Source organism: Desulfobacterales bacterium (genome assembly GCA_030066985.1).
In the GTDB taxonomy this organism is placed as follows: Bacteria; Desulfobacterota; Desulfobacteria; order Desulfobacterales; family JAHEIW01; genus JAHEIW01.
On the sequence record JASJAN010000006.1, the window covers coordinates 97,691 to 122,740 of the forward strand.

General features: G+C 47.5%; 20 protein-coding genes. 5 read left to right on the forward strand and 15 right to left on the reverse strand.

The features are described 5' to 3' along the window. Positions 1-757: 757 nt before the first annotated feature. Positions 758-1,222: a hypothetical protein gene (locus tag QNJ26_05030; GenBank protein MDJ0984887.1), complete on the forward strand. Its 465-nt coding sequence runs from the start codon at positions 758-760 to the stop codon at positions 1,220-1,222. Between the two features lie 62 nt (positions 1,223-1,284). Further along, positions 1,285-2,982 (forward strand): AarF/UbiB family protein, encoded by a 1,698-nt coding sequence (locus QNJ26_05035; protein ID MDJ0984888.1) that lies wholly within the window; start codon positions 1,285-1,287, stop codon positions 2,980-2,982. An 11-nt stretch (positions 2,983-2,993) separates the two neighbouring features. Here the strand turns inward: QNJ26_05035 and QNJ26_05040 are convergent, their stop codons facing one another. The 6 genes from QNJ26_05040 to QNJ26_05065 form a co-directional block, all read right to left on the reverse strand. Then, positions 2,994-3,290, reverse strand: coding sequence for a PilZ domain-containing protein (locus QNJ26_05040; GenBank protein MDJ0984889.1), 297 nt, complete (start codon positions 3,288-3,290; stop codon positions 2,994-2,996). 214 nt (positions 3,291-3,504) lie between these two features. Beyond that, the gene (locus tag QNJ26_05045; protein MDJ0984890.1) at positions 3,505-3,756 is read right to left on the reverse strand and encodes a DUF2845 domain-containing protein; all 252 of its coding nucleotides are present in this window, start codon (positions 3,754-3,756) and stop codon (positions 3,505-3,507) included. A 59-nt stretch (positions 3,757-3,815) separates the two neighbouring features. Next, on the reverse strand, positions 3,816-4,628 hold the full coding sequence (gene zupT, locus QNJ26_05050) for a zinc transporter ZupT (protein ID MDJ0984891.1): 813 nt from the start codon (positions 4,626-4,628) through the stop codon (positions 3,816-3,818). Positions 4,629-4,930: 302 nt separating this feature from the next. After that, entirely contained in the window at positions 4,931-5,623 is a 693-nt protein-coding gene (locus QNJ26_05055) for a sulfite exporter TauE/SafE family protein (GenBank protein ID MDJ0984892.1), read from the reverse strand. Further along, positions 5,610-6,050 carry a hypothetical protein gene (locus tag QNJ26_05060; GenBank protein MDJ0984893.1) on the reverse strand — a complete coding sequence of 147 codons (441 nt, stop codon included), beginning with the start codon at positions 6,048-6,050 and terminating at the stop codon, positions 5,610-5,612. Before QNJ26_05060 ends, QNJ26_05055 begins: the two co-directional genes overlap by 14 nt. Before the next feature lie 109 nt (positions 6,051-6,159). After that, positions 6,160-7,833, reverse strand: coding sequence for an electron transfer flavoprotein-ubiquinone oxidoreductase (locus tag QNJ26_05065; GenBank protein ID MDJ0984894.1), 1,674 nt, complete (start codon positions 7,831-7,833; stop codon positions 6,160-6,162). A gap of 327 nt (positions 7,834-8,160) precedes the next feature. Between QNJ26_05065 and cysS the strand changes: the two genes are divergently transcribed. Beyond that, positions 8,161-9,555 (forward strand): cysteine--tRNA ligase, encoded by a 1,395-nt coding sequence (cysS, locus tag QNJ26_05070; protein ID MDJ0984895.1) that lies wholly within the window; start codon positions 8,161-8,163, stop codon positions 9,553-9,555. Positions 9,556-10,021: 466 nt separating this feature from the next. On the opposite strand, the gene QNJ26_05075 is transcribed toward cysS, so the two are convergent. The 4 genes from QNJ26_05075 to QNJ26_05090 form a co-directional block, all read right to left on the reverse strand. After that, positions 10,022-12,511, reverse strand: a complete 2,490-nt coding sequence (locus tag QNJ26_05075; protein ID MDJ0984896.1) for a vitamin B12-dependent ribonucleotide reductase — start codon at positions 12,509-12,511, stop codon at positions 10,022-10,024. A gap of 642 nt (positions 12,512-13,153) precedes the next feature. Continuing rightward, positions 13,154-13,693, reverse strand: coding sequence for a hypothetical protein (locus QNJ26_05080; protein MDJ0984897.1), 540 nt, complete (start codon positions 13,691-13,693; stop codon positions 13,154-13,156). A gap of 14 nt (positions 13,694-13,707) precedes the next feature. Further along, positions 13,708-14,799: a porin gene (locus QNJ26_05085; GenBank protein ID MDJ0984898.1), complete on the reverse strand. Its 1,092-nt coding sequence runs from the start codon at positions 14,797-14,799 to the stop codon at positions 13,708-13,710. 117 nt (positions 14,800-14,916) lie between these two features. Next, a complete protein-coding gene (locus QNJ26_05090) occupies positions 14,917-15,321 on the reverse strand; it encodes a response regulator (protein MDJ0984899.1) in 405 nt (134 codons plus the stop codon). Between the two features lie 287 nt (positions 15,322-15,608). On the opposite strand from QNJ26_05090, the gene QNJ26_05095 reads away from it, so the two are divergent. Next, positions 15,609-16,259: a response regulator transcription factor gene (locus tag QNJ26_05095; protein ID MDJ0984900.1), complete on the forward strand. Its 651-nt coding sequence runs from the start codon at positions 15,609-15,611 to the stop codon at positions 16,257-16,259. 68 nt (positions 16,260-16,327) lie between these two features. Here the strand turns inward: QNJ26_05095 and QNJ26_05100 are convergent, their stop codons facing one another. Beyond that, complete coding sequence (locus tag QNJ26_05100) at positions 16,328-17,887, reverse strand: PAS domain S-box protein (GenBank protein ID MDJ0984901.1); 1,560 nt, start codon at positions 17,885-17,887, stop codon at positions 16,328-16,330. 614 nt (positions 17,888-18,501) lie between these two features. Further along, complete coding sequence (gene dinB, locus QNJ26_05105) at positions 18,502-19,656, reverse strand: DNA polymerase IV (protein ID MDJ0984902.1); 1,155 nt, start codon at positions 19,654-19,656, stop codon at positions 18,502-18,504. Between the two features lie 141 nt (positions 19,657-19,797). Here dinB and QNJ26_05110 point away from each other — a divergent pair, with 141 nt between their 5' ends. After that, complete coding sequence (locus QNJ26_05110) at positions 19,798-21,321, forward strand: sigma 54-interacting transcriptional regulator (GenBank protein MDJ0984903.1); 1,524 nt, start codon at positions 19,798-19,800, stop codon at positions 21,319-21,321. A gap of 306 nt (positions 21,322-21,627) precedes the next feature. On the opposite strand, the gene glnA is transcribed toward QNJ26_05110, so the two are convergent. The 3 genes from glnA to QNJ26_05125 all read right to left on the reverse strand — a co-directional run bounded on the left by glnA (position 21,628) and on the right by QNJ26_05125 (position 24,993). Then, on the reverse strand, positions 21,628-23,040 hold the full coding sequence (glnA, locus tag QNJ26_05115; GenBank protein ID MDJ0984904.1) for a type I glutamate--ammonia ligase: 1,413 nt from the start codon (positions 23,038-23,040) through the stop codon (positions 21,628-21,630). Positions 23,041-23,303: 263 nt separating this feature from the next. Further along, positions 23,304-23,642, reverse strand: coding sequence for a P-II family nitrogen regulator (locus QNJ26_05120; GenBank protein ID MDJ0984905.1), 339 nt, complete (start codon positions 23,640-23,642; stop codon positions 23,304-23,306). Between the two features lie 58 nt (positions 23,643-23,700). Next, positions 23,701-24,993 carry an ammonium transporter gene (locus QNJ26_05125; GenBank protein ID MDJ0984906.1) on the reverse strand — a complete coding sequence of 431 codons (1,293 nt, stop codon included), beginning with the start codon at positions 24,991-24,993 and terminating at the stop codon, positions 23,701-23,703. Positions 24,994-25,050: the final 57 nt, after the last annotated feature.

The window sequence follows — 25,050 nt, forward strand, 5'->3', positions numbered from 1 at the left end:
ACTCAAATTTTGATCCGCGATATACTATGTGTATGTCTGTGGTCAAAATTTGAGTCTGCCTTGACCTTGAAAAAAATATCTCGATTCCAGACTGGAAATACAATCTATTTACAAATTATCATTTCTCAGAGTAGCATTTTAAAAACATCAATTTACTTCCTACAATATCTCTCTTGTTCTTGTAGGTCACCAAATGCCTTTGATGTAATCTACTATTTTTGAAATAGGTTCAGATTTTATATTCAAAAAAATCTCTCAATTATAGCCGGAAATTCACTTAATTTTAAAATCCTCGAATCAATTTTTACCATCAAATATTGAGTCCCTCGCTGACCCATGTAAAATATGCCAAAGCACTTATCCCGCCTCTAATTAGAGTCAGCCTTGACCTTGAAAAAAATATCCCGGCTCCAGACAGGAAATTTACTTTATAATCATTCCTTTTAAAACACATCTACCGATCATTACATCGATTACTACAATAAGCGCGTTTGCTAACTAAGTCATTTAATCAGGTTTGCCAGTAGCAAGGAAAACAGACGGGTTCTGTTTAACAAAAAAAGTGTTTGATGTTATTTAGCCGGCAAACGGGATAACCTGCCAAAGGCTGACAAGCGGGAAACGGGTGCAACCGTTTTTGAGAGTTGTTTTTTAGCAATCCTGTTATATAATTGGGTATTATTTGCAAAAGATCTTTTCGGTTATGAATTCTATAAATTCTTAAATCGGATTCTACAGGAGAAGAAGGGAGTTCAGAATGTTTGAAATGTTAAAGAAGACGTATTTGGCTGGAGCAGACCTGGCGCACAAAACCTGGGATGAAGTAGAAGTGCTTTCCAAGGAACTCGTCAAAAAGGCAAAGATGTCTGATAAAGAGGGGTCTAAATTTTTGAAGGATATGAAAAAACGCTATGATGACACCCAGAAAAAGACGGGCAGTTACATAGAAAAAGTGGTTAAAGATATCTTAAAAAAGATGGATATCGCCACCGCTGCCGACATAAAGGCTTTGAAAAGGGACATCCGACAGCTCAAGAAAGCAACCGGAACGGCGAAACCTAAAAAACGTGCTACCAAAAAGGCCGCCAAAAAACGCAAGGCGCCTGCCGCTAAAAAACGTAAGACCACCGCGACCAAAAAGCGGGCCAAGACGACAGCCAGAAAAACCACCAGTCGTGCAAAAACCAAAACTCGCGCTCGCACCACCAGGGCCAAGAAGTAAACTGCCGGCAGCAACGCCAAGATGGCCAAGAAGCGCAAAGACGTGCGTCCCGAAGGATTCAGATGCTAAGTATTCGAAAAATAGGCGTCATCGGACGGACGTATCGACATTTGAATCGCTATCGGCAGATTCTAGCAATTCTGTTCAAGTATGGGTTCGGGGATCTGCTGGACCGGCTAAGTATTGACCAATACATTAGCGCCGGGCTGTCGGCCATTTCAAGAAAACGATCTGACCGGGTTGAAAAACTATCACGGCCCCAGCGGCTGAGAATGGCATTCGAAGAGCTGGGGCCGACCTATATCAAACTCGGCCAGATCCTTTCAACACGCCCGGATCTGGTGCCGGCAGATTACCTCACTGAACTTACCCGGCTTCAGGATGAAGTCCCGCCATTTGATTTTGAAGATGTCAAAACGGTTATTGAATCAGAATTTGGTGCATCCGCTGAAGAATTGTTCAATCAGCTCGATGATCAGCCGCTGGCATCCGCTTCCATCGGTCAGGTGCACAAAGCTGTAACTAAAGATGGAGAGTCCGTTGCCGTCAAATTTCAGCGACCCGGCATCCAGAAGGTCATCGAGGTCGATCTTGAAATTATGCTACATTTGGCTACTCTTGCCGAGCGCCACATCAAAGAGTTTGAAATCCATCGGCCGGTTAAAATAGTCGATGAATTTGCGCGTACCTTAGAAAAGGAAATCGATTATCGCATCGAAGCCACCAACATGGAGCGCATTGCCCGCCGATTTCTGGACCAATCCCATATCTACATCCCGGCAGTTTTCAGAGAGCTCTCTACATCACGTGTCCTGACGACCGAATTGATCGAGGGCATTAAGGTATCCAATATTGCTGGAATCGCAGAATCTGGACTCGATCACAAAATCATTGCGGACCGGATTGTCGGATTGGTGCTCAAACAAGCCTTCGATCATGGCTTTTTTCATGCCGACCCTCATCCTGGCAATATTTTTGTCCTGGCAGACAATGTTATCTGCCTGGTAGACTACGGCATGATGGGGCTTGTAGATCGCGCCACACGTGAAACATTTGTCGATTTGATAGACAGTGTGGTGCATCAGCAGGAGGTCAGAACCGCCCAGGCGCTGTTAAATTTGACCGATTGGGACGAAGAGCCGGATATTCGCTCACTTGAAAGGGAAATCGCTGATTTTATGGGGCGTCATTTCTACAAGCCTCTAAAGCATATGGAAATCGGAAAGCTGCTGCAGGATTTGCTGCACTTAACAATGCGCTTTCGCCTGCGGCTGCCGCCCGATATTTTCCTGATGATCAAAGCGTTGAGTTCGATTGAAGGAGTGGGCCGGGCGCTGAATCCGGAATTTGACCTAATTGCGCATGCCAGGCCCTTCATCCAGCAAATAAAGCTTGAACGTTTCAGCCCCAAACGGATGTCCACTGACGTATACGAGATGCTGTCGCGGCTGGTTCAATTTCTACAGCAGTTTCCCAAAGATTTGATGGATCTGACCGGCATGATCCGACAGCAAAGACTGAGTCTTCAACTGGAGCACAAAGGGCTTGAAACCTTGCTGGCCACCCAGGATCAAACCAGCAACCGTATATCTTTTGCGATCATCATTGCCGCTCTTGTGATCGGGTCGGCGTTGATTGTTATATCCGAAATTCCCCCGCTTGTTTACGGTATCTCATTGATCGGTATTATTGGATATCTGGTCGCTGCCATCATGGGAATCTGGCTGCTGGTGGCGATCGTTAGAAAAGGAAGGCTGTGAACATCTTCGGCCTAACAGAATTTGGCCCCAACACCAAACAAATGGGTCGACTGTTTATGGGTCAATAATTTTCGCCATACGACTTTAGCAAAATGTCCATTGTTACTGCTGCTAAAAGGCAGGTTGTCAGATGTGATGCGGATTTTGCGACCCGGTTGCTGGGCATAGGCAGATTCGAAATACAGGCCGCTTTTACTATAATTTTGCAGGGTGCCAGGATAGTGATACCCTGTACGCTTGTCTTCAAGCGTAATGGATGCCTTATATTTGATTCGCTTGTGTCTATTTTGGATAGTACGGTCAGCCATTCGTCACCCTGCTTATCTTCGCTTTTTTAATGAAATAATCTAAGACAGTTCGAACCGGTGTCAAAGACAAATTCTTAAAAACAAACCGCCCACAGCTATCCGCACACGAGATCTTTTGCTCTAAGACTGCTGCTGGCCTACCTATCAACCGGTTGCTGATAAGCAGGTGTTAGACGCCACCTCTAAAATAGGGAGCGCCCGAAATCAACCCCCATCAATGGCTTTCCAAGATACGCACGACCTTTCCATCTTTGAATATAACGGTGAAGGATTGGGAAGGACCAAAATCGTACACCCATTGGTCTGGTGTCTGAGTGTTGGGTTCACCGCAATCATCTCTTACATCAACAGTTGAATCCCCGATTCGCACCACACCTTCATCGCACATCATCGTCGGCGTTTCTTCAGCCGCAAAAATACACGTGGGATTGCTCAACATCATCATCATAAATGTTAAACTAATCAAATATATCTTTCGATTTATGATATTGCCCTCAACAATAATTATTTAATAAAAAGAAGGTATTACATAAAAAGCAGCAGGCTTAAAGCCATGACAGCCATCCCCAGGATGAGGCCGTAAATAGAAAGATGATGTTCGCCGTATTTTTGGGCGGCCGGCAGCAATTCGTCCAGCGAAATAAATACCATGATACCGGCAACCCCTGCAAACAGGACGCCGAAAATAAAATCGCTAAAGAAATTTAGCAGAATAAAATATCCGATGAGGGCACCGACGGGCTCGGCCACTCCGGAAAGAAAGGAATAGAAAAAGGCCTTCTTTTTGCTACCGGTAGCATAATAAATTGGGACCGATACCGAAATACCCTCCGGGATGTTGTGAATGGCGATGGCCACCGCGATGGACAAACCCAGGGCCGGATCAGACAGGGCGGCTGCAAATGTTGCCAGGCCTTCAGGAAAGTTATGAATGGCAATGGCCAAGGCGGTGAACATCCCCATTCGTAAAAGCTTGCGGTTTTTGTCATGGACCTGTTCCGAACCCATTTCTTCGATACCGCGGATTTCATGGGGATTTTCAAAAGACGGTACCAGCTTATCGATGATAGCGATTAAAAAAATTCCGCCGAAAAAGGCGGCCACCGTTATCCAGGTAGCCTTGGCAGGGTCGAACTCTTCAGCGAGTGCATCCCTGGCCTTGGCGAAGATTTCGACAAAGGAGACATATATCATTACGCCGGCAGAAAAACCCAAGGCCAATGAAAGAAATTTTGTATTGGTGCGTTTGGCAAAAAACGCTAAAGCGCTGCCGATACCGGTGGCCAGCCCGGCGAACAAGGTGAGACCAAAAGCAATTAATACATCTTCTTCAAACATAGCAAGGCTCCAGTTTTACGATGATACAAAGATGCCGATCAGAACTGGTTTTACTTCATTTCTCTAACTGTGTTTTCTAAGTATACTCATTTTTGAAATCAAGGCAATAATAGTTTTACGGTCTATCAAAGTGTAAATTTGACCGTATCCTGTGAAAACAAGAAGTGGCTGCAAAAGCCCAGATTAGGTTCAAGGGCAAGGCTTCCCGCGCATTGGAAGTGGAGCGTACACGGAGTACGTGAGCATTTCAATGCGAGGGAATACATCGCCATTGGGCCTTAGATGGGGTTTTGCAGCCACTTCTAAAAGTGAATGGCTTTAATGACAAATACAAGACCGACGATGATCATCAAAACCGCACCCACTTTGTAAATTAGGGCTCTTGATTTAAGCCAACCCATATCGGCCAGTTTGGCCACCAGAAACAGCGCCGGAACGGTCCCGAGCCCAAAAGCGGTCATCAACCCCATACCGGTCAAAATACTCTGCTGTGTGGAGCTAGCATCCATACCGGCGCGGGTGGCGCCCAGCAGCGCCGTATATACCGGGCCGCAAGGCAGCAACCCTAGCAGCAACCCCAGCGGCAGATAGACCAGGGTGGATTTTGCCTTTAGCAAGCTTCCAAATCCCTTGAGTATAATCCCCCCTGGACTGGAATGATCCCCGAAGACCCTGCCAAGTGGAATCCAGCCGGCCATGGCCAGCCCCATCATCATAATCAAGACGCCCGTGAGGATCATCACGCTTTTTTGAATTGTGTCGATGTGAGCCGTTACCATGGTTAGGGATCCGGCAGCGGCCACCACCCCTCCCAAGATGGCGTAGGTACAAATTCTGCCGAGGTGATACAGCAGCTGGGGGATGAAGATACTTTTTTCTTTGAGGTTGAGACTAAAGCTGACCACAATCGGTCCGCACATGCCAATGCAATGGCCAAAACCGATGGTAAAACCGGAGGAAAGATACAGCAGCAATAGGGTATCAGTAGATGACATCGAAGATAAATTGGGTTTGGCCCGTACCGGGGATGGTGATTGTTGCCTGCCAGGTTCGGCGGCCGCTGGGGCATTTGACGATAACACCATCGCCCGTATAGGTATTGTTGCCGGCGGGTTTAAGCTGCACGCGATTGGGGCCCATATTCATACCCGGCATACCCAGATCAATATAGGGCGCCTCAGTCGATTGAGATGGTTTTCCCGTTAGGGTAAGCTTAAACGACAGGTCCTGTAGCGCTTTTACAGGCCTAGGGGCTACCTCAAGAGTCACCGAATTTTCTGAAAGCGACTGCGTGCATGGCCCGGCATGTAAATCGCAATTGATCATCTGTTGGTATTTATCACCGGCTGAAACGATTTCTGGTAATGCCAGCAAAAAAGCGACAAAGAATAAGATGGCAAAATTAATAAAAAAATTTTTCATTTTTACAGCACCTTTCTGCTTTCCCTCAACAAAACATCCGCGGTTACAGCCCTGGCAAGCGCGGATGCGTAAAATGCATTTCTATCTGTCTTCTGACTTCTGTAATAATCTATAATAGCGTGTATCCCGGTCCTTCCCCGCCCTCCGGGCACGTCCAGGTGATATTTTCAAAGGGATCCTTAATATCACAGGTTTTGCAGTGCAAACAGTTGGAGGGATTCAATTTCAAGCGTTTATCGCCGGTTTTATCATCGGTTTCAATTTCATAGACTTCTCCCGGGCAAAATCGGGTGCAGGGGCTGCGATACTTGGGATAACAGGTGTTAATACAAAGATCAGTGTCGTGCACGATGATATGCGACGGCTGGTCTTCGCGGTGTTTGGTCTTGGACAGATAAACACTGGTAAGCTTGTCCACGAACAGCTCGCCGTCATAGATTTTGGGATCCACGGTCGTAATGTCCGCCTGCTCGCCATTGAGCGGTTTGAGCGTCGTATAATCTTCCTCCAGCGGCATTTTATCCACAAAACCGCGCCCGCCGGTAACGTATTGAGCGCCCAGGTGAATAAACTTCATCGGGTTGGTTTTTGAAAGGGCCTGGTAAAAATTGCGGCCCTCGTACAGCTGTTTTTTAATATAGCTGTTTTCAAACAAGTCGCCATAGGTTTGCAAAGTTTGCTCGTCAAAGTTTTGTTTCTCCACCGCTGAGATGATGGCCTCCGCCGCCAGCATGCCGGATTTCATGGAAATATGGATGCCTTTTAATCCCGGCATATACTGAATACCAGCGCTGGCGCCGACAAATAGACCCCCGTCAACTGCCAGTTTGGGCAATGTATAGTATCCGCCGGTGGCCACTGCTCTGGCACCAGCTTCAACAACCTTGCCGCCCTTGATGATATTGGCGACAAACGGGTGGCTTTTGAATTTGATAAAGGTATCATACAAATCCAGCAGGGGATCTTCATAGCAAAGTCCTGTCAGAAATCCCAAGGTTAGACGGTTGTCGGCCATCTCGTAGATAAACGCGCCACCGGGAATATACAGCCCGATGGGATAGCCCATCAGGTGAATATCGTTACCTTTACTGGTTTTAAAATAATTGGATTCCTCAGGCAGCTCAATGACCTCTTCGATGCCGGTCTCAAAAACCTGGGGCATCTTGCCTTTCATCAGGTTTAGCTTCTTATCGATTTCCTTGAAGAGGCTGCCGCGGGCGCCTTCCCCGAATACGGTAACTTTGGCTTTTAAATCGATGCCAGGCTCAAAATTTGATTTGGGTTCCCCGTCGGGTCCAATGCCCTGGTCACCAGTACGAACGCCGACAATGGTTTTTCCGTCTTCAGCGTAAAGGACTTCTTTGCCGGCAAACCCGGGAAAAATGTTAACCCCCATCTCTTCGGCCACCTGCCCCAGCCAGCGGGTGAAACGGGAGAGACTGATGATCAGACTTCCCGTGTTGTGCATAGGTTTGGGTACAAACGGCACCGGGATGGCTGAGGTTTCGGTTAAATAATAAAATTCATCTCCCCGAACTGTGGTTTCAACGGGGCACCCCTTGTCCGCGTAATCCGGCATGAGCTCATTGAGCGCAATTGGATCCATGACAGCACCGCTTAGGGCATGCGAGCCAATTTCGGCACCTTTTTCGATCAGGGCCACTTCCAGCTCCAGATTTTTCTCTTTGGCCAATTGCATCAGTTTAATGGCACCTGCTAGACTGGCCGGCCCGCCGCCGACAAACAGGACATCAAAATCGATACTTTCACGTTCTACGGTCATGTTTGATACTCCTATGTGTGCTAAATGGTTTATTTATGCTATTTATAGACGCTAAAGGTCTGCACGCAAAAACACAAAAAATGATGTTTAGCATACTCCGTTGTCTTTGTAAATTGTGTCCTGAGATTTTAATTTTCCTTTTGTGCCTTTCTGGTTCCATCGTTGAATAGATGTATTATGTTAATAATCAATCAACATTTTAGTTTGATTCAACCAAGATTTTCTCATTGAAACGATGAATTTTATTGAATCCGAATCGTGTTTTTTGCTAAGTAGCTTTCTCAAACATGCGAACAACTACTTTTTACTCATTTCAGTTCAAATGCCATGCATGTATATCTATACAATTCACTGACGCGTAAAAAACAGCTTTTTGAACCAATTGATACCGGTGCCGTTGGGTTGTATACCTGCGGCCCGACAGTGTATAATTACGCCCATATCGGTAACTTGCGGACCTATATTTTTGAAGACATTTTAAAGCGGGTGCTGCTCTACAATGGGTATGCGGTCAAGCATGTCATGAATATCACCGATGTAGGCCACTTAACCGGTGATCGCGATATGGGTGAAGACAAAATGGAAGCGGGCGCTGCCCGCGAAGGCAAGAGCGCCTGGGATATTGCCGAATATTACACCCAGTCATTTAAAAAGGACATTGAACACCTCAATATTTTGGCGCCGGACATCTGGGTAAAAGCCACCGATACCATACCCGAGCAGATTGCCCTCATTAAGACTCTGGAAGAAAAGGGCTACACCTACCAAACCGCTGACGGCCTATATTTTGATACATCCAAATTTAAGGATTACACCAAACTGTCCCATCAGGATCTTGAGGCCCTTAAGGAAGGCGCTCGGGTCGAACGCAACCCGGAAAAACGCAATCCCACGGATTTTGCCCTCTGGAAATTTTCCCCGCAGGGTTCAAAACGGCAGATGGAATGGGACTCCCCATGGGGCGTGGGCTTTCCCGGCTGGCATCTGGAATGCTCAGCCATGAGCATGAAATTTTTAGGTGAGCAGTTGGACATTCACTGCGGCGGCACCGATCATATTGATGTTCACCACACCAATGAAATTGCTCAATCTGAAGCGGCCACGGGCAAACCTTTTTTCAATTTCTGGATGCACGGCGCTTTTCTGATCATTCAGGGTGGGAAAAAAATGGCCAAAAGCGAGGGAAATTTTCTGACACTTGAAAATGCGTTTCTGAAAAAGGATATCAATCCGTTGGTTTATCGCTTTGCATCATTTTTAACCCATTACCGCAAACCCATGGAATACAGCGATGAGGGCATCGAAGCCGCCCGTAATGGCCTGCTGCATGTCCAAAATCAGGTGCGCCAAATAGCCGCTGCCGGCATCGACTCTGAAACTGGTATTAACACTGAATTTAAAAATAAATTTACTGAAATCATCAATGATGATTTGAATATGCCCCGGGCGATGGCCGTGATCCAGGAAATGCTAAAAAGCAAAATCAGTGATGCTCAAAAGTACCGCACGATAATGGATTTTGATCGGGTGATGGGATTGGGCTTGGATCAACTTGATCAAGCCGAAGCCCTACCCGAGGCAGTTGAAAAACTGGTTGCTGCCCGCCAGCAGGCCCGGCAAGAAAAGGATTTTGCAACTTCCGATCAGCTGCGCGCCGAGATCGAAGCCCTGGGCTATCAGGTCCAGGACACCCCAGACGGTATGAACGTTGTCAAAAAATAATCCCTCTTTGCCCTCATAACCAAACGGCAGCGCCTCTTAATGGCGCTGCCTTTTTAATAGGGTTGAAATGGTTTTAAAGCTTTAGCTATATCTACCTTTTAATTTAAGGTGCCTAATTCTGTATCTTGAACTATGTATCCCATCATGAATTATAAAAGTAAAACGGGTATCAGGGGCTTTAGATTTTGGAGGAAAAAAGTAGAAATGGCCTTAAAGATTTAGATATTGTTTGAGGGCTCCCGCATGCTGCGGGATTTTACATCTTGATTTCATGTATTAAGGTGTTCAAACGGCGTGAAATTTTCTGAAGAAAAGTTAAAGTAAAATGGGTATTAGAGGTTTTAGATTTTGTTCGATGACAAGGCGTATTTCAGTTTAATAACGGAGCGTACACGGAGTACGCGAGTATTTTAAACTGGAATATAACGCAGTCAGCGGGCAAAAGATGAAGCCTCTAATACCCATTTTAGCCGCATTTATTGAACCCACAGAAGTGGCAAAGTATACATCCTTCCTCAAAGCTGACGGTCTGGCCGCATTCAGGGCATTTTTCACCCAAAAGGCTGTGCTCGGTTTTGCGACTTCTAACGGCATTGCCGGACATATATCTGTTTTCCAGCACCCGGGCGATGGCATCGGGTATGGACAGCACCAAACCACCGTTCTGGAAAATCGGATGTTCCCCCCCGATTCCTTTTAACTGGTCCACGATGTCATTGACTTTAACACCTGATCTAAGCGCCAAAGATGCCAGACGCCCAATGGCCTCTGTTTTAGCGGTGGTCGAGCGACCGGATTTACCGATGGTGGCAAACACTTCAAAAGGCTGGCTGTCATATTCAGTAACAGTTACATAAAGATGGCCGTATCCGGTTTTCATTTTGGTCGTAAAGCCTTCAAGCGTATCAGGTCGTTCTTTGACGGCGGTCAGGAATTTGCTGTTCAGCTTTTCGTTGCGAGAAAAGGACAGCACCTGGTTTTCTTTGCTGCCGTCCCGATAGATGGTGACCCCCTTACAGCCCAGCTCATAGGCCAGGTTGTAGACCTTCATAACGTCGTCTTCGGTGGCATCATGAGGTAGGTTGACGGTTTTGGAAACGGCATTATCGGTATATTTTTGAAATGCTGCTTGCATCCGAATATGCCATTCCGGTGAAATATCATGGGCCGTGACAAAGACCTTTCGGACCTCTTTGGGTATTTGTTTAATTTTTCTGATACTGCCTCTTTTGGCAATTTCATCCATTAATTCGCGGCTGTAAAAGCGCTGCTCATTGGCCACTTCTTCAAAATACGGATTGACTTCGAGCAGTTTATCATTGTCCATGACGTTGCGCACGAAGCTTAGCGCAAACAGGGGCTCAATGCCGCTTGAGCAGCCGGCGATAATGCTCAGTGTGCCTGTGGGCGCAATGGTGGTTGTGGTGGCGTTGCGCAGTTTGATGCCCTGGTCCTTGTAGATGCTGCCTTCCCAATTGGGAAATGCGCCGCGCTCTTCGGCCAGATGCTGGGAAGCTTCGTGGGCATTTTCCTGGATGAATCGCATGACCGATTCGGCAGTTTCCAAAGCTTCTTCAGAGTTATAGGGAATTTTGAGCTGATACAGCATATCGGCAAACCCCATCACCCCCAGGCCGATTTTGCGATTTCCGTGAACCATCTCATTGATTTCCGGCAGCGGATATTTGGATTTGTCGATGGTGTTGTCTAAAAAACGGACGCTCCAGCCGATAACTTTCTTTAGACCCTCGAAATCGATCTTCGGCCCATCACCATTTTCGAGCACAAATTTGGCCAGGTTGATCGATCCCAGATTACAGGCCTCCATGGGCAGCAATGGCTGCTCACCACAGGGGTTGGTGCTTTCGATATCACCCAGTTGCGGTGTGGGATTGTCGCGGTTGATGCGGTCCAAAAATATGATACCCGGATCGCCGTTTTTCCAGGCCTGCTTTATCAGCGTTTGATAGACTTCAGCAGCATTTAAGCGATTGACGGCTTTTTGATCGCGGGGATCGATCAGATCATAGTCTTCCTGTTTATCGATGGCTTCCATAAAATCATCAGAGACCCCCACGGAGATGTTAAAATTATTGAGCTCGCTGTTGTCTTCTTTGCTGAAAATAAATTCCATAATATCCGGGTGGTCGACCCGTAAAATAGCCATGTTGGCTCCGCGGCGTGTGCCGCCCTGTTTGACCTGCTCGGTGGCGGTGTTAAAAATCTTCATAAATGACACTGGACCCGAGGCCACACCGCCGGTGGTGCCAACCGTGCTGTTTTTAGGGCGCAACCTTGAAAATGCAAACCCGGTACCACCGCCGGATTTATGAATCAGGGCTGCATGATGCAAGGCCCCAAAAATGCCCTCCATGCTGTCTTCCACCGGCAGGACAAAGCAGGCTGCCAGCTGTCCCAACCGGCGTCCGGCATTCATCAGCGTTGGTGAATTGGGTAGAAACTGACCATCGGTCATCATGGTGTAAAAGATTTCCTCCCACTTTTCGACCTGCTCGGCAGAGGGCGTGCCATATTTTTTTTCAGCTTTGGCAATGTGTCTGGCAACCCGCCGAAACATTTGCTCAGGGGTTTCGATCACTTTGCCTTTGCGGTTCTTTTTCAAATAACGCCTTTTTAACACTCGCTTGGCGTTGTCAGAGATGTTCAGACGGTTTTTTATAAAAATCGATTTGTCCAGTCGAATCGGCGATGGTTTTGTCAGCCCGAATTCCATTAACTTGGCTTCAATCATTTTTTCGATGAACGAAACCGGAATGGTGCTGATTTCCAGATTCGATATTTCTTTGCGTAGGGAGCGACTGATTCCCATGGCCTGATCGCTGTCGATTGGGTTTTCACGGATGAGAATGTCGCTAAACAGCTGATCGTCCCAGGTGTAGGTGCCTAGATCAAAACTGCCTTCGTTGGTCACTAAAAATTTGCCTTTACGCCCCATTACGCTGCTCCTGATTCAAAGATGATGTTTGATGGAATTGGGTATGGCCTTCTTTGCTAAAAGAATAAAAAACCCCCAGCTATCGGAGCGATAGCTATCTTACCCGGTATGGCAGTGAGGAGTTTTATTCTTGTGATAAGATGCGACTCGGCTAAATGGACATCGTTTCGGTGTAACAAATGTGGCTGGACATCACCCGTTTAGGTTTAGCTCTGGTCAGAGCCTAAGGTCACCCGGTTTTCCGACTTAGCCTATCATTTAGTGCAGTTAACATTTATCTCATACAATATGTTGTATGTCAAGGGAAATATAGCCGCATTTCACAGGTACTAGTCATTTTTCAGATTCAACAATAAGTACTCGATCCGAAAGGTAAATGGGTTGGCAAAATCTTTTTGTAAGATGTTTTTATATGATGCGACTAAAGCCGGTATCCAAATTGGGACAAAAGACGATCGGCCGGTATAAAATTTATGAACTAAAAAATTTTGGAATACAAAGACCGAAGGTTGGATCTAACCGGTAAAAAGTAAGGCAGGGTCTTTTTCAGGCCCTGCCTATAGGCTAAACCCCTATTGTGAATCACCTGAATGCCCTGACGGGTCGTTCAGGAAAAACAGCAAAAACGATTTGCAGTACAGCTTATTGTCCCTGTTGTTTTTTCCATTCCTGGTAGGACTTCCACTCTTTCCATTCCAGGAATTCCTTGTATTCAGCCGCACCCTGTGATGTTTTTTTCCATTCCTGAAATTCCCGGAATTCCTGTTGCTCTTTTTTCCATTCCTGAAATTCCTGAAATTCCCGAGCTGCTTCCGGCGTGACCTGCTTTCCAGCGGATGTCTGTCCGGCAGCTATTTGCGGCGACTCGGCAGAACTGTCCGATGCTGTCGATGCATCTTGATCGGCTTTCTTAGAAGCTTGCTGCGATTCTTCATCTTTGTCATCTTTTTCAGAAGCGTCTATGGTTTTATTGCCCTTAAATTGCGGGAAGGCCCCACCGCGTTTGGAGTCATAGACGACCAGAGCGCCTTCTTCACCGGTGAGAACGCCGGGGCCTTCTTTCATTTCACCCGCTGTTTGATTGAATTCAGCGGGCCGGCCTTTAGCCCCGCAGCCCATCAAGATGGCAATTGCCAGACCCATCAATATAAGCATCCACAGGATTGAATTGTTGTTAACCATATTCACCTTTCTGACTAGAATTTTACCCGGCCACCGATCATGACCGCATGGAGATCTTCGGCATTACCAATTCCAGGGCCGCGTTGGTCATCGTCACGGTCCAGATCATGCCAGCGGTAAGATCCGTAAAGCTCGACGCTTTCCCATACGTTCCACACCGCGGCAACACCGACGGAGGTGGCTTCATCATCTTCTACATCCACATCCTCAGAGTAGGTATAGTCGACCGAAAAAGCCCATTTGCCGAATTTATAACCCACTTTGCCGTAAATGTTCCAGGGTTCCTCATCTCCGGATGTATCATAGCGGTTGGCACCGGAAACGGTCAAGTTGATTCCGGAATTGTGCAGAAAAGAGATCGAGCCGCTGTATTGCTTAAATGGATCGCGATTGGTGTCGGCGGGCAACCAGCTGGCAGCGGCCGCCAGTTTACCAAATCCATCCCATTCATAGGCAAAGCGCCCGGCCAAGTCCCAGGATTGGCCGTTCATGTAACTGGCCGAGAAATAGACCGGCCCGAATTTGGGTGTATCATAGCGCACGCGGTCCCGGCGGCTGAAGCCGTCAAAATTGCTGAAAGCACTGCCGACGGATGTGATAATATTATTATCATCATCGCGGAAATTGAAACCACCGGCCATATCTTCGATGGAAGAATAGTTGACCACAGAAGTGCCGGACAGATCTACTTCAGAGGTGCCGTTGGAGGCCGTGTCTCCCTGACCGAGCCAGAGCCGGCCGAAGGTGTTGTGATTCACATAAAACTCAATTTTACGCTCGTTGAAATCCACATCAGAGGTATCATCGTTTTCACCGATATCGATGTCGGTATCGTTTGAGGCGTTGGACTGCATTTCAACTTCCCAGACAATGCCGACGCGCCAGGCATCATCAAAGTCATTGCCGCCGGTGAAACGAAAGCGGGTGGACGAGTTATCGTTGTCGACAAATTTGATATCGTCATCTTCGCCGTTGTCACCCCAGAGGGCGGCGCGGTTGATCTGGCCGGAAATTTTAAAATCCACCGCCTGGGCGGCAGGTAAGATTAACAGCATGGTCAGGGCGATTGCCAATGTAAAAAGGCCTAATTGTGAACAATTTTTCATCTTGAACTCCTCCTTGGTTAAGGTGTTACAGGCGTATTGTTTGATTTAAAATGCATTAGGTGCTTTCGACCACCTCCTTTCATTTTTACTAAGTTTTTTATAAAACGCAGTCACAGTTCATTTTTTGTTGAAATGGATACGCCGGGATGTGCCGGCATCCGCTAAAATCGATTCAAGTAACGTAAGAATATCCGCGCCGGTCCAATCGTCTTTTGGAATCAAGTATTCGACACCTGAATCATTTGCAGCCGCCTGATATTCCGGCGAATCGTACATGGCAAAAATAGCAATGATGATTTCCGGGTACACAGCCTTGATAGTCTTGGCTAAATCAAGGCCATTTTGATCGGGCAAATAAATATCGATAAAGACCAATGCGGGTGTGGTCATTTGCAGCCTGATCTGCCCCTGGTCACCGGTCGAGGCTTCATGGATCTCAGTACGAGGAAAACGATCATTGATGATTTTGCTGAGGGATTTTCTAAACGGGATATTCGGATCAATGATTAGGATTCTAAACATGCAGGACTGGCTCCTCTGTTGAGTGAGGTTACTGGTCGATTATCCCTCAAAAAGATGGTGTTCTCAGATTCCTATATCGGACAAACCGTCGACACCATGGCATCTCATATGTACTAAAGATTGCCGGCTTGATAAATTGGCGAAACAATGTATATTGGGCAAAATAAAGCTGTATTTTGGGTTGAATCGGCCTGTATACTGAGGTCTATAAAGTCTTTATAATTGTCTGAAAAAGACGGTATACACAACTGATTGGGGTAGGGTAATACAGTATCCAGGTAGGCGATATGGATAAGACAATCAGAATTGTTCTGGTAGAAGATCATACGATTCTCAGGGAAGGATTACGGGCCCTTTTTTCTGCTGATCCAAAATTTGAAGTCGTCGGTGAAGCCGCCGATGGTCGCGAAGCAATACGCCAGATTGAAAAGCTGGTGCCGGAACTGGTGGTGATGGATCTGTCGATGCCGCGTATGACCGGTATGGATGCCATCAGAGAAATCAAACGGAAACATCCCGCCATAAAGATCATTGCCCTGACCGTTCATAAAGCGGAAGAATATCTGCGGACTACCCTGCAGGCGGGAGCTGACGGGTATGTCCTCAAAGATGCCACCCATGTAGAGCTCATGCTAGCCGTCCAAAACGTCATGAAAGGCAAAACATATTTGAGCCCCGGTGTTTCCGAGCAGGTGATTGAAGGATACCTGGAAGGTAAAGACAGCCGGACACCCAGCCCAAGGCTGAGTCTACTTTCACCGCGAGAGCGGGAAATACTAAAACTGATAGCGGAAGGTTATAAGAATAAGGAAATTGCATCCGATCTTTTCATCAGCTTAAAAACGGTAGAAAAACACCGGGCAAATCTGATGAAAAAACTGGACCTGCACAATGCCGCTGCGCTGACCACATTTGCCATCGAGCAGGGACTTGTGTAGCGCTAAGGGGGATTGGGGTGGTGGCCACTTGAGATGATCTTACCCGAACACATCTGAAATCCTAATTCTCAACGCTCATCGGCCCAGACAACCTGTATGGTTGTACCTTTCTCTGCTGTTGAACTAATCTCAAAACGTGCGCCGGACATTTCGGCTCGCTCCCGCATACTGGCAAGACCAAATCCTCGCAAAGAAGTTTGAATGTCCATGGCCTGGTGCAAATTAAAGCCGCGACCGTTATCCTGAATGGTCAAATGGATAGCGGGATCGGCTTTTTGTAGCTGCAGATAAACGACATTGGCCTTGCTGTGTTTGGCGACATTATTCAAGGCCTCCTGCATAATACGGTAAATTGTCGTTTTCAGATATAGGGGGATGTCGGTTTCATCAATGTCAATATTGGTCTCAATCCGAATTATAGGGTAAACATTTTGAAATTCGCGGCAAAACCATTTGATGGTTGCCAGAATACCCAAATCATCCAGAATGGAAGGGCGTAGGTCTTTTACGATTCTGCGGACTTCTTCAATGGTTTTCTGCGTCAAAGGGATAACGGCCTCCAGAGATCCAAGGTCCACGGGATTGGCTACGGAACGCAGTTCGCGCATCGCGTTTTCCACACTGAATTTAATAGCGCTGAGAGCTTGCCCAATACTGTCATGTAACTCCCGGGCAATTCTTTTTCTTTCCTTTTCTTCAGCCGATAAAAGCTGGTTGGACAAAACCCGCAATTCCTTATCTGATTTGCGTAATGCCTCTTCAGCTCTGCGGCGCTTACTGATGTCGGAGACAATTCCTGAAATGGCCGGACGCCCTTTATAGGTAATCTGGGACAAGCTTCGTGCGACCCATATGGTATCGCCGTTTTTTTTCAGGCCTCTGCTTTCATATTCAACCGGCACTTTTTCTCCATTAAGGCGCTTTTCTCTTAGTTGTTCGACCAGCTGCCGATCGTCCGGGTGGACCAGATCCAGGGTGTTCCGGCCGATGAGTTCGTCCTTTGAATAGCCGTAGATATCGGCAAATCTGTCATTGGCAAATTCAATTCTATTGTCCTGGCTGATATAGACGCCGATCAAAGCGTCCTCGACCAGGGTGGCATATTTGAGCTCGGATTCGTACAAAGCCAGCTTGGCCTGTTCGCATTCTGATATTTGATTTTTTAAGCTCACATTGATTTTTTCCAGTTCGGCGGTGCGCTCATTCACACGGCGTTCCAAATCATCACGGGTTTCCTGCAAGGCGCATTCGGCCTGCTTACGATGGGTGATATTTGTTATGGCGGTGATGAATTGGTGTCCGTTTAATTTTGTTCCGACAGCCGGCTCGACGATACTTTCCAGCTGTACCCAAAAAGAAGAGTGATTGTTGACGGACAATTGCAGATCATAAATATCCCGTTTCCCGGATTTCAAAACTTTTTTGAAGTGCTGTTGGAAACCGTCCTGGAAGCCATCGACAATAAATTTAACAAACTTCTGATTTAATAAATCCAAGCGGTCTTCGCCAAGAAGCCTTGCCCCGGTCGAGCAAACATCCAGGATCTGCCCCTCTTGATCAAAGGTAAAAAAGCCGATGGGAACGAATTCAAACATATCCTCATACCGTCTGTTGACTTCTGTCTTCATCAATCCCCTCCTATGAATTGACATCTTAAACGCCTGCTGGGCGCAATCTGTTTCTGAACCAACTGTCAGGACTCAAATAAGATCGCCGCCTTTAACCACGTCCATTCCCTTCTGGATGGCTAAAAAATAAAAAGGCAGTCAAAAAGATCTGTCACGGATCTGTTTTGCCTGCCTTTTCATCTCTACCGTCAAATTCCTCTGCCCGTAGGTCACCAAACAAACAAATATTATCGAAAATCAGTGGAACAAGTCGGAGCGGCTAGCTGAGATATGACACACCATCTCAATGGACGACATGATGATAAGCCAATCCGCATGCCATTGATATCAAATGAAATTAATTTGTTTTATGTACTTCTGCAGCCTGGAAAGCAATATATTGAATGACATATGGCCATCGAAATAGCCAAGTTGCACAGGAAATGCTAGAGAAAAGTTAAATTTATATGTGTAAAAAATTTATGTGATATGAAGGACGTAAAATTAAAACGGCTTGTTTTATTTGCTAATATACCTCAAATTGGATTATTTTGGCAAACATTTTATTTGGATTGCCAAAATTTTAAGCACGCTTTTATAGCATTTATCCTCAAATACAGTTCAAACATTTATCGCTAATCTTTAAGGGTGGCGCGCCCGATGGCGTCTCTGCCAAACTTCTGACTGATCGAGTCTACGGCCTGATCGACTTTTTCCCAATTGTCAGAGGGTTTGGCGTTTTCGTCAAAAAGTCCCATTTGGACCGATGCGGTTACTGCTGAAAATCCGGTCGTGCCAACACCAATCAGCCGGATTTTTTCAGTAATTTTAAAATCATCCAGTAATTGGGCAGCGTGTTTGTAGATGGTTTTAGACGATTGGGTGGGAATGGCGATGGTCGTTCTCCGGGTGACTGTTTTAAAGTCGGCATTTTTTATTTTAATGACAATCGTTCTGGCACGCACCCCGGCTTGCCTGAGCTGTCGGGCCACCTCTGCCGATTGACTGAGAAGGTACCGTTTCAGCAGTTTGACATCATGGGTGTCAGCCGCCAGTGTGCGCTCACTGCTGATGGACTTATGGGGCGCATGCGGTGTTACCGGAGAATCGTCGCTGCCCAAAGAAAGCGTGCGCAGTTTCCGGCCGAATTTTCCCAAGTGCTTTAGCAGGGATTTTTCCGGCAGCCGCTGAACATCCCCCAGGGTTCGAATGCCCATTGACGCCAACTGGCCCACCATTTTTTTGCCGACACCCGGAACTTTTTTGATCGCCAGCCCTTCAATAAACTGCGCCACCTGATCCGGTAAAATCAGTGTCAGCCCGTCGGGCTTTTCAAGGTCGGAAGCGATCTTGGCTATAAATTTATTGGGTGCCACCCCCACAGAGCAGGTTAAATACAAGCTGTCGTAGATTTTTCTTTTGATTTCCCGGGCGATTTCCTCAGGCGTGCCGAACAGGCGCTGGCTGCCGGTGATATCCACATAGGCTTCATCAATAGACACCGGCTCCACTAACGGAGAAAATTCCCTGAGCAGGGTCATCACCTTTTTTGATACTTCTTTATAGCGGCCCATGCGCGGCGGCAGGAAAACACCATGGGGGCATTTCTGTTTAGCCTGGTAGATGGGCATGGCCGAATGAACCCCGAAGCGTCGGGCTTCATAGCTGGCGGCTGAAACCACACCGCGGTTGGAAGTCCCGCCGACAATGACACATTTATGCTTTAACCGAGGGTCATCCAGTTTTTCCACGGAAGCATAAAAGGCATCCATGTCGATGTGTAATATCATGGGTGTCGTGTTTCGGGTTGCGTGCTACGAGTTTAAAAAATTTTAGGTATCAGAAAAGGGTTGCTATTTATTACAAAATTGTATTATTTAAATTTGGCCTATACAAAATCGTAATATCAAAACATTGAAAAGTGCTGAGCCATGAAACCGATTGAAGAAGTTACTTTGCTGTATGAAATTACCAAGACGCTCAATGAACATCTGGAATTGAGAACGTCGCTTTACAAGGTGCTTGACATCTTGTCCAGTTCCATGAAGATGGTGCGGGGAACTATAACAATTTTAAACCCGCTGCGCAACGAGATTAACATTGAGGTGGCGCACGGTTTGACGCAAAGCACCATGAATCGTGTTAAATACAAACTGGGCGAGGGGATCACCGGCAAAGTGATTGAGACCGGAAAACCGGTTTCGATCCCTAAAATCAGCGAAGAACCGCATTTTTTGGACCGCACCGCCAGCCACAAAAAGAAACAGGGTCGCGAGCATTCTTTCATTTGTGTTCCCATCAAAAAGGGCAAACAGGTCATCGGTGCCCTCTCAGCTGATCGGCCTTACCAGAAATCATACGCGCTCAAAAGCGGCCAGAAACTGCTTGAGGTTATTGCCACCATGATCGCCAGCCATGTGATCAAGTTGGAAACTATCCGCTTGGAAAAGGAACGGTTGCACGAGGAGAACCGTCGGCTCCAAAGTGTGCTCAAAGACAAATACAGTATCGGCAACATTGTCGGCAACAGCAATAAAATGCGGGAGGTCTTTCAAATGATCTCTCAGGTCTGCAAGAGCAACGCCACCGTTCTAATTCGAGGTGAAAGCGGAACCGGAAAGGAGCTGGTGGCCAATTCCATCCACTATAACAGTCACCGGTCCAAAGCACCATTTGTCAAAGTCAACTGTGCCGCTTTGCCGGTAAATCTAATTGAAAGTGAACTGTTTGGTCATGAAAAAGGTGCCTTTACGGGTGCCATCAAACTAAAAATCGGCAAATTCGAACTGGCCCACAAAGGCACCATCTTTCTGGATGAAATTGGATCTCTGGGTTTGGATGTGCAGGCCAATTTGTTGAGAATACTGCAGGAAAAGGAATTTGAGCGCGTTGGCGGACATCGGACGTTGAAAACGGATGTGCGCATCATTGCCGCCACCAATAAAAACCTGGAAGATGCGGTTGAGGAGGAGACCTTCAGGGGTGATCTCTACTATCGCTTAAATGTGTTTCCAATTTATCTGCCACCGCTGCGCGAGCGCAAAACCGATATCTTGCTGTTGGCGGATTATTTTCTAGAAAGATATGCTAAGGAAAATCATAAAAATATCAAAAGGCTGTCGACACCGGCAATTGACATGCTCATGGAATACCACTGGCCGGGAAATGTCAGAGAGCTTGAAAACTGCATTGAGCGGGCGGTGCTGCTGTGTGAAGAGGGGGTGATTCACAGCTACCACCTGCCACCGACCCTGCAAACCGGCAAAGAATCGGGAACAGTGCCGGCTTTGTCTTTGGAAGATGCTGTTGCCCGCCTGGAAAAAGAGATGATCATCGATGCCCTCAAAAACACCCGGGGCAACATCACCACGGCTGCTGAAATTCTAAAAACGACCGTCAGAAAATTTGCTTATAAGGCTCAAAAATACGGCGTCGATTATAAATCCTATAGGTAAAATCGCCTGCCTAAAAGCCATTTCAAAAAACCTCTTATCCGCCGGTTTGCGGCTTTTGCAAAGCGCTAAGCTCGTTACGCTAATCCGCCTGAGGCGGAGAAAACTCGGGCTAGCGCCTCAGACAGTTCAAGATTTTGCGCTCCACATCGCTAAGCGCTTTTGGGCAAAAGTCCGCAAAATGGACTTCAAAGAGGTTTTGAAATGGCCTCTAACTATCAGAGTTTTCCGCTAAAAAGCCCCGCTTATTAAAGCGGGGCTTCATTTTTAACCGACAACGGGATAGCCGGCCCACGGGTCAACCGGATTTTAAATATCATAATACAGGAAAAATTCGTGGGGATGCGGCCGCAGTTTGACATCGTTGATTTCGTTCTCGGTTTTGTATTCGATCCACATGTCAATTGCATCCTGCGTAAACACATCACCCTTTAACAAAAATTCCTGATCGGCCTTCAATGCATCAATGGCTTCTTCCAGCGAGCCGGGTGCAGACGGAATTTCGGCCAGTTCTTCGGGCGGCAGATTGTAGATATCTTTATCGAGCGGATCACCCGGGTCGATTTTATTCTGGATGCCGTCTATGACAGCCATCAGCATCGCTGAAAACGCCAGGTAGCCGTTGCAGGAAGGATCCGGGGTTCTAAACTCGATGCGTTTGGCCTTTGGTGATTCCGAATACATCGGGATGCGAACCGCGGCACTGCGGTTGCGGCTGGAGTATGCCAGGTTCACAGGTGCCTCAAAACCCGGCACCAATCTTTTGTATGAGTTGGTGGTGGGGTTGGTAAAGGCGGTCAATGCGCGGCAGTGCTTGAGGATGCCACCGATGCCGTACAACGCTTCCTGGGATATGCCGGCATATTTATCACCGGCAAACAGCGGTTGATTATCTTTCCAGATGCTGATGTGGGTATGCATTCCGGTGCCGTTGTCCTCGAACAGGGGTTTGGGCATAAATGTAACGGTATGATTGTGGCGGTAGGCCACATTTTTGAGCACATATTTAAACCACATGAGCTGATCCGACATCTGCATCAGGGGTTTGAAGCGCATGTCAATTTCGGCCTGACCGGCGGTGGCCACTTCATGATGCTGGGCTTCGACCTCGATACCCAGATTCTCAAGTGTCAGCAGCATCTCGGTGCGCAGATCCTGGAATTTATCCATGGGCGGTACTGGAAAATAGCCTTCTTTGTGGCGCGGTTTGTAACCCAGGTTGGGGCCTTCATCCCGGCCGGTGTTCCAGTTGCCTTCTACCGAATCGATTTCATAAAAAGCGGCATAGCGGGTGGATTCGAACCGAATATCATCAAAGATAAAAAATTCGGCCTCCGGGCCAAAATAAGCCACATCGCCAATACCGCTGCTTTTTAGATAGGCGTCTGCTTTTTGGGCGATGTTGCGGGGATCGCGGGTATAGGCTTCCCGGGTGACCGGATCCACGATGTTGCAGATTAATACCAGGGTCGGCGCCTCATAAAATGGGTCCATTTTGGCGGTCGCCGGATCAGGGACGACCAGCATGTCGCTGGCATGAATCGGCTGCCAGCCGCGAATACTGGAGCCGTCAAAACCGTATCCATCATCAAAACTGGATTCTTCCAGCTCACTGATCGGAACCGTAAAATGCTGCCACAATCCCGGAAAATCCATAAACCGCAGATCAACGACTTTCGCGCCGTTTTCCTTTGCCATGTCCAATACTTCTTTGGGTGTCATTAGACCATTCCTCCTTTGTATTTTGGTTATATATTTTTAGTTTAAATTCATGGAACCTATGGGCTGATTGAAAGTTATTCGCTATCATTTTCAGGTTGTCCGGTTAGGCCGGTTGTGCCCGTTCAAATCGGAAACCCTGTCTGTTCTTATTTTTCGCCGGCTAACGGGCAAACGGGCAACGGGCTTAACCTGTATCGTGTTAGCATCCAGAATACATCCACCAATACAGCTTCGGATATGGGGGCATTCTGTTGTGATGGAAACTAGAGGGCGTCTGAACCGGTCTCGCCGGTTCGCACCCTCAACGCCTGCTCTACTGGGATCACAAAAATCTTACCGTCTCCGATTTTACCGGTGTTGGCGGCCTCCCGGATGGTTTCAACGACCTGATCGGCCTGGTCGGCATCGGTGACGATTTCGATTTTGATTTTGGGTATAAAATCAACCGCGTATTCGGCGCCGCGGTAGATTTCCTTGTGGCCTTTCTGACGCCCGTATCCTTTGACCTCGGACACGGTCATCCCCTGAATGCCGATTTTATTCAGGGCCTCTTTGACGTCATCGAGTTTAAAGGGCTTGATGATCGCCTCAACTTTTTTCATGTTTTGATCTCCTCTTTGGCGTTAATGAATTATTCTTTTCTGAGTGCATCAATGCGGTTTATAGAATTTCAAAACCTCTTTCTCCATGGATGGAGCTGTCGAGCCCGGCCACCTCTGTCTCTTCGGTGACACGCAAACCGCCGGTTAATAATTTGGTGACATAAATCACAATCAGGGTGCCGATGGCGCTGAATGCAGCAGTGCCGACGATGGAAACAAACTGGATCCAGAGTTGGCCGGGATTGCCATAAAATAACCCCTTGCCAGCCTCGTTTACCGCTGGATTGGCAAACAGACCGGTGGCCAGCGCACCCCAGAGACCGCACATGCCATGAACCCCGAATGCATCCAGGGAATCATCATAGCCCAGTTTGTGCTTGACTTTAGCCACAAAATAAAAGCCCAGGAGGCCGGCCACAAGCCCGATAATCAGCGCAGCCGGCAGGTTAACGAACCCAGCAGCCGGGGTAATGGCCACCAGCCCGGCCACAATTCCCGAAGCCAGCCCCAGAACCGTGGGTTTTTTGTCGATCATCCATTCGGCAAACATCCAGGCCAGTGCGCCCATGGCCGCTGACGTATTGGTCACCAGAAAAGCCGAGCCGGCCAGGCCATCGGCGGCCAGCTGGCTGCCGGCATTAAAGCCGAACCAGCCAAACCATAACAGTGCCGCCCCGATGGCGGTAAACGAGATGCTGGAAGGAAACATGGCCTCTTTGCCGTAGCCGATGCGTTTACCAAGCACCAGCGCCAGCACCAGGCCGGCCACCCCGGCGTTGATATGAACCACGGTTCCCCCCGCAAAGTCTAAAGCGCCCATGTTTCCCATCCAACCGCCCCCCCAGGCCCAATGGGCGACAGGGCAATAGATGAACGTGACCCACAAAACCGTAAAAATGATCCACGAAGAAAATTTCATGCGATCAACCACCGAGCCCAGAACCAGGGCAACCGTGATGCCGGCAAAGGTCATCTGAAAGAGTGCAAACACATAAGTGGGAATGCTTCCCGAAAGGCTGCCCACCTCGATACCGGACAGAAAAAGATGGCTCAACCCCCCGACAATGCCGGCTTTGCTGGGTCCAAAGGCCAGGCTGTAGCCCCACACCATCCAGACAATGCTGGCCAGGCAATACGCCACAAAGGTCATGGCAAAGGTATTGAGCAGGTTTTTATACCTGGACATACCCCCATAAAACAGGGCCAGGCCCGCCGGCGTCATCATCATGACCAGCGCTGTTGAGACGATCATCCAGGCCGTGTCCCCTGAATTGAGGCCCTCTGACGCAAATGCCGAGGAAAAGGGAATTGTGAGTAAAATTACAGTTGTCAGCAGACTTTTTGATTTCATCTTTAAGTATTATCCTCCTTATCCGTATTCATTCTGAATATAACCTGTTTCTGAAGT

Bases quoted from the DNA above. Each gene is read 5' to 3' on its own strand.
- QNJ26_05030 (MDJ0984887.1), top strand. From the start codon at position 758: ATGTTTGAAATGTTAAAGAAGACGTATTTGGCTGGAGCAGACCTGGCG.
- QNJ26_05035 (MDJ0984888.1), top strand. From the start codon at position 1,285: ATGCTAAGTATTCGAAAAATAGGCGTCATCGGACGGACGTATCGACAT.
- QNJ26_05040 (MDJ0984889.1), bottom strand. From the start codon at position 3,290: ATGGCTGACCGTACTATCCAAAATAGACACAAGCGAATCAAATATAAG.
- zupT (MDJ0984891.1), bottom strand. From the start codon at position 4,628: ATGTTTGAAGAAGATGTATTAATTGCTTTTGGTCTCACCTTGTTCGCC.
- QNJ26_05055 (MDJ0984892.1), bottom strand. From the start codon at position 5,623: ATGTCATCTACTGATACCCTATTGCTGCTGTATCTTTCCTCCGGTTTT.
- QNJ26_05060 (MDJ0984893.1), bottom strand. From the start codon at position 6,050: ATGAAAAATTTTTTTATTAATTTTGCCATCTTATTCTTTGTCGCTTTT.
- QNJ26_05065 (MDJ0984894.1), bottom strand. From the start codon at position 7,833: ATGACCGTAGAACGTGAAAGTATCGATTTTGATGTCCTGTTTGTCGGC.
- cysS (MDJ0984895.1), top strand. From the start codon at position 8,161: ATGCATGTATATCTATACAATTCACTGACGCGTAAAAAACAGCTTTTT.
- QNJ26_05075 (MDJ0984896.1), bottom strand. From the start codon at position 12,511: ATGGGGCGTAAAGGCAAATTTTTAGTGACCAACGAAGGCAGTTTTGAT.
- QNJ26_05080 (MDJ0984897.1), bottom strand. From the start codon at position 13,693: ATGGTTAACAACAATTCAATCCTGTGGATGCTTATATTGATGGGTCTG.
- QNJ26_05085 (MDJ0984898.1), bottom strand. From the start codon at position 14,799: ATGAAAAATTGTTCACAATTAGGCCTTTTTACATTGGCAATCGCCCTG.
- QNJ26_05090 (MDJ0984899.1), bottom strand. From the start codon at position 15,321: ATGTTTAGAATCCTAATCATTGATCCGAATATCCCGTTTAGAAAATCC.
- QNJ26_05095 (MDJ0984900.1), top strand. From the start codon at position 15,609: ATGGATAAGACAATCAGAATTGTTCTGGTAGAAGATCATACGATTCTC.
- QNJ26_05100 (MDJ0984901.1), bottom strand. From the start codon at position 17,887: ATGAAGACAGAAGTCAACAGACGGTATGAGGATATGTTTGAATTCGTT.
- dinB (MDJ0984902.1), bottom strand. From the start codon at position 19,656: ATGATATTACACATCGACATGGATGCCTTTTATGCTTCCGTGGAAAAA.
- QNJ26_05110 (MDJ0984903.1), top strand. From the start codon at position 19,798: ATGAAACCGATTGAAGAAGTTACTTTGCTGTATGAAATTACCAAGACG.
- glnA (MDJ0984904.1), bottom strand. From the start codon at position 23,040: ATGACACCCAAAGAAGTATTGGACATGGCAAAGGAAAACGGCGCGAAA.
- QNJ26_05120 (MDJ0984905.1), bottom strand. From the start codon at position 23,642: ATGAAAAAAGTTGAGGCGATCATCAAGCCCTTTAAACTCGATGACGTC.
- QNJ26_05125 (MDJ0984906.1), bottom strand. From the start codon at position 24,993: ATGAAATCAAAAAGTCTGCTGACAACTGTAATTTTACTCACAATTCCC.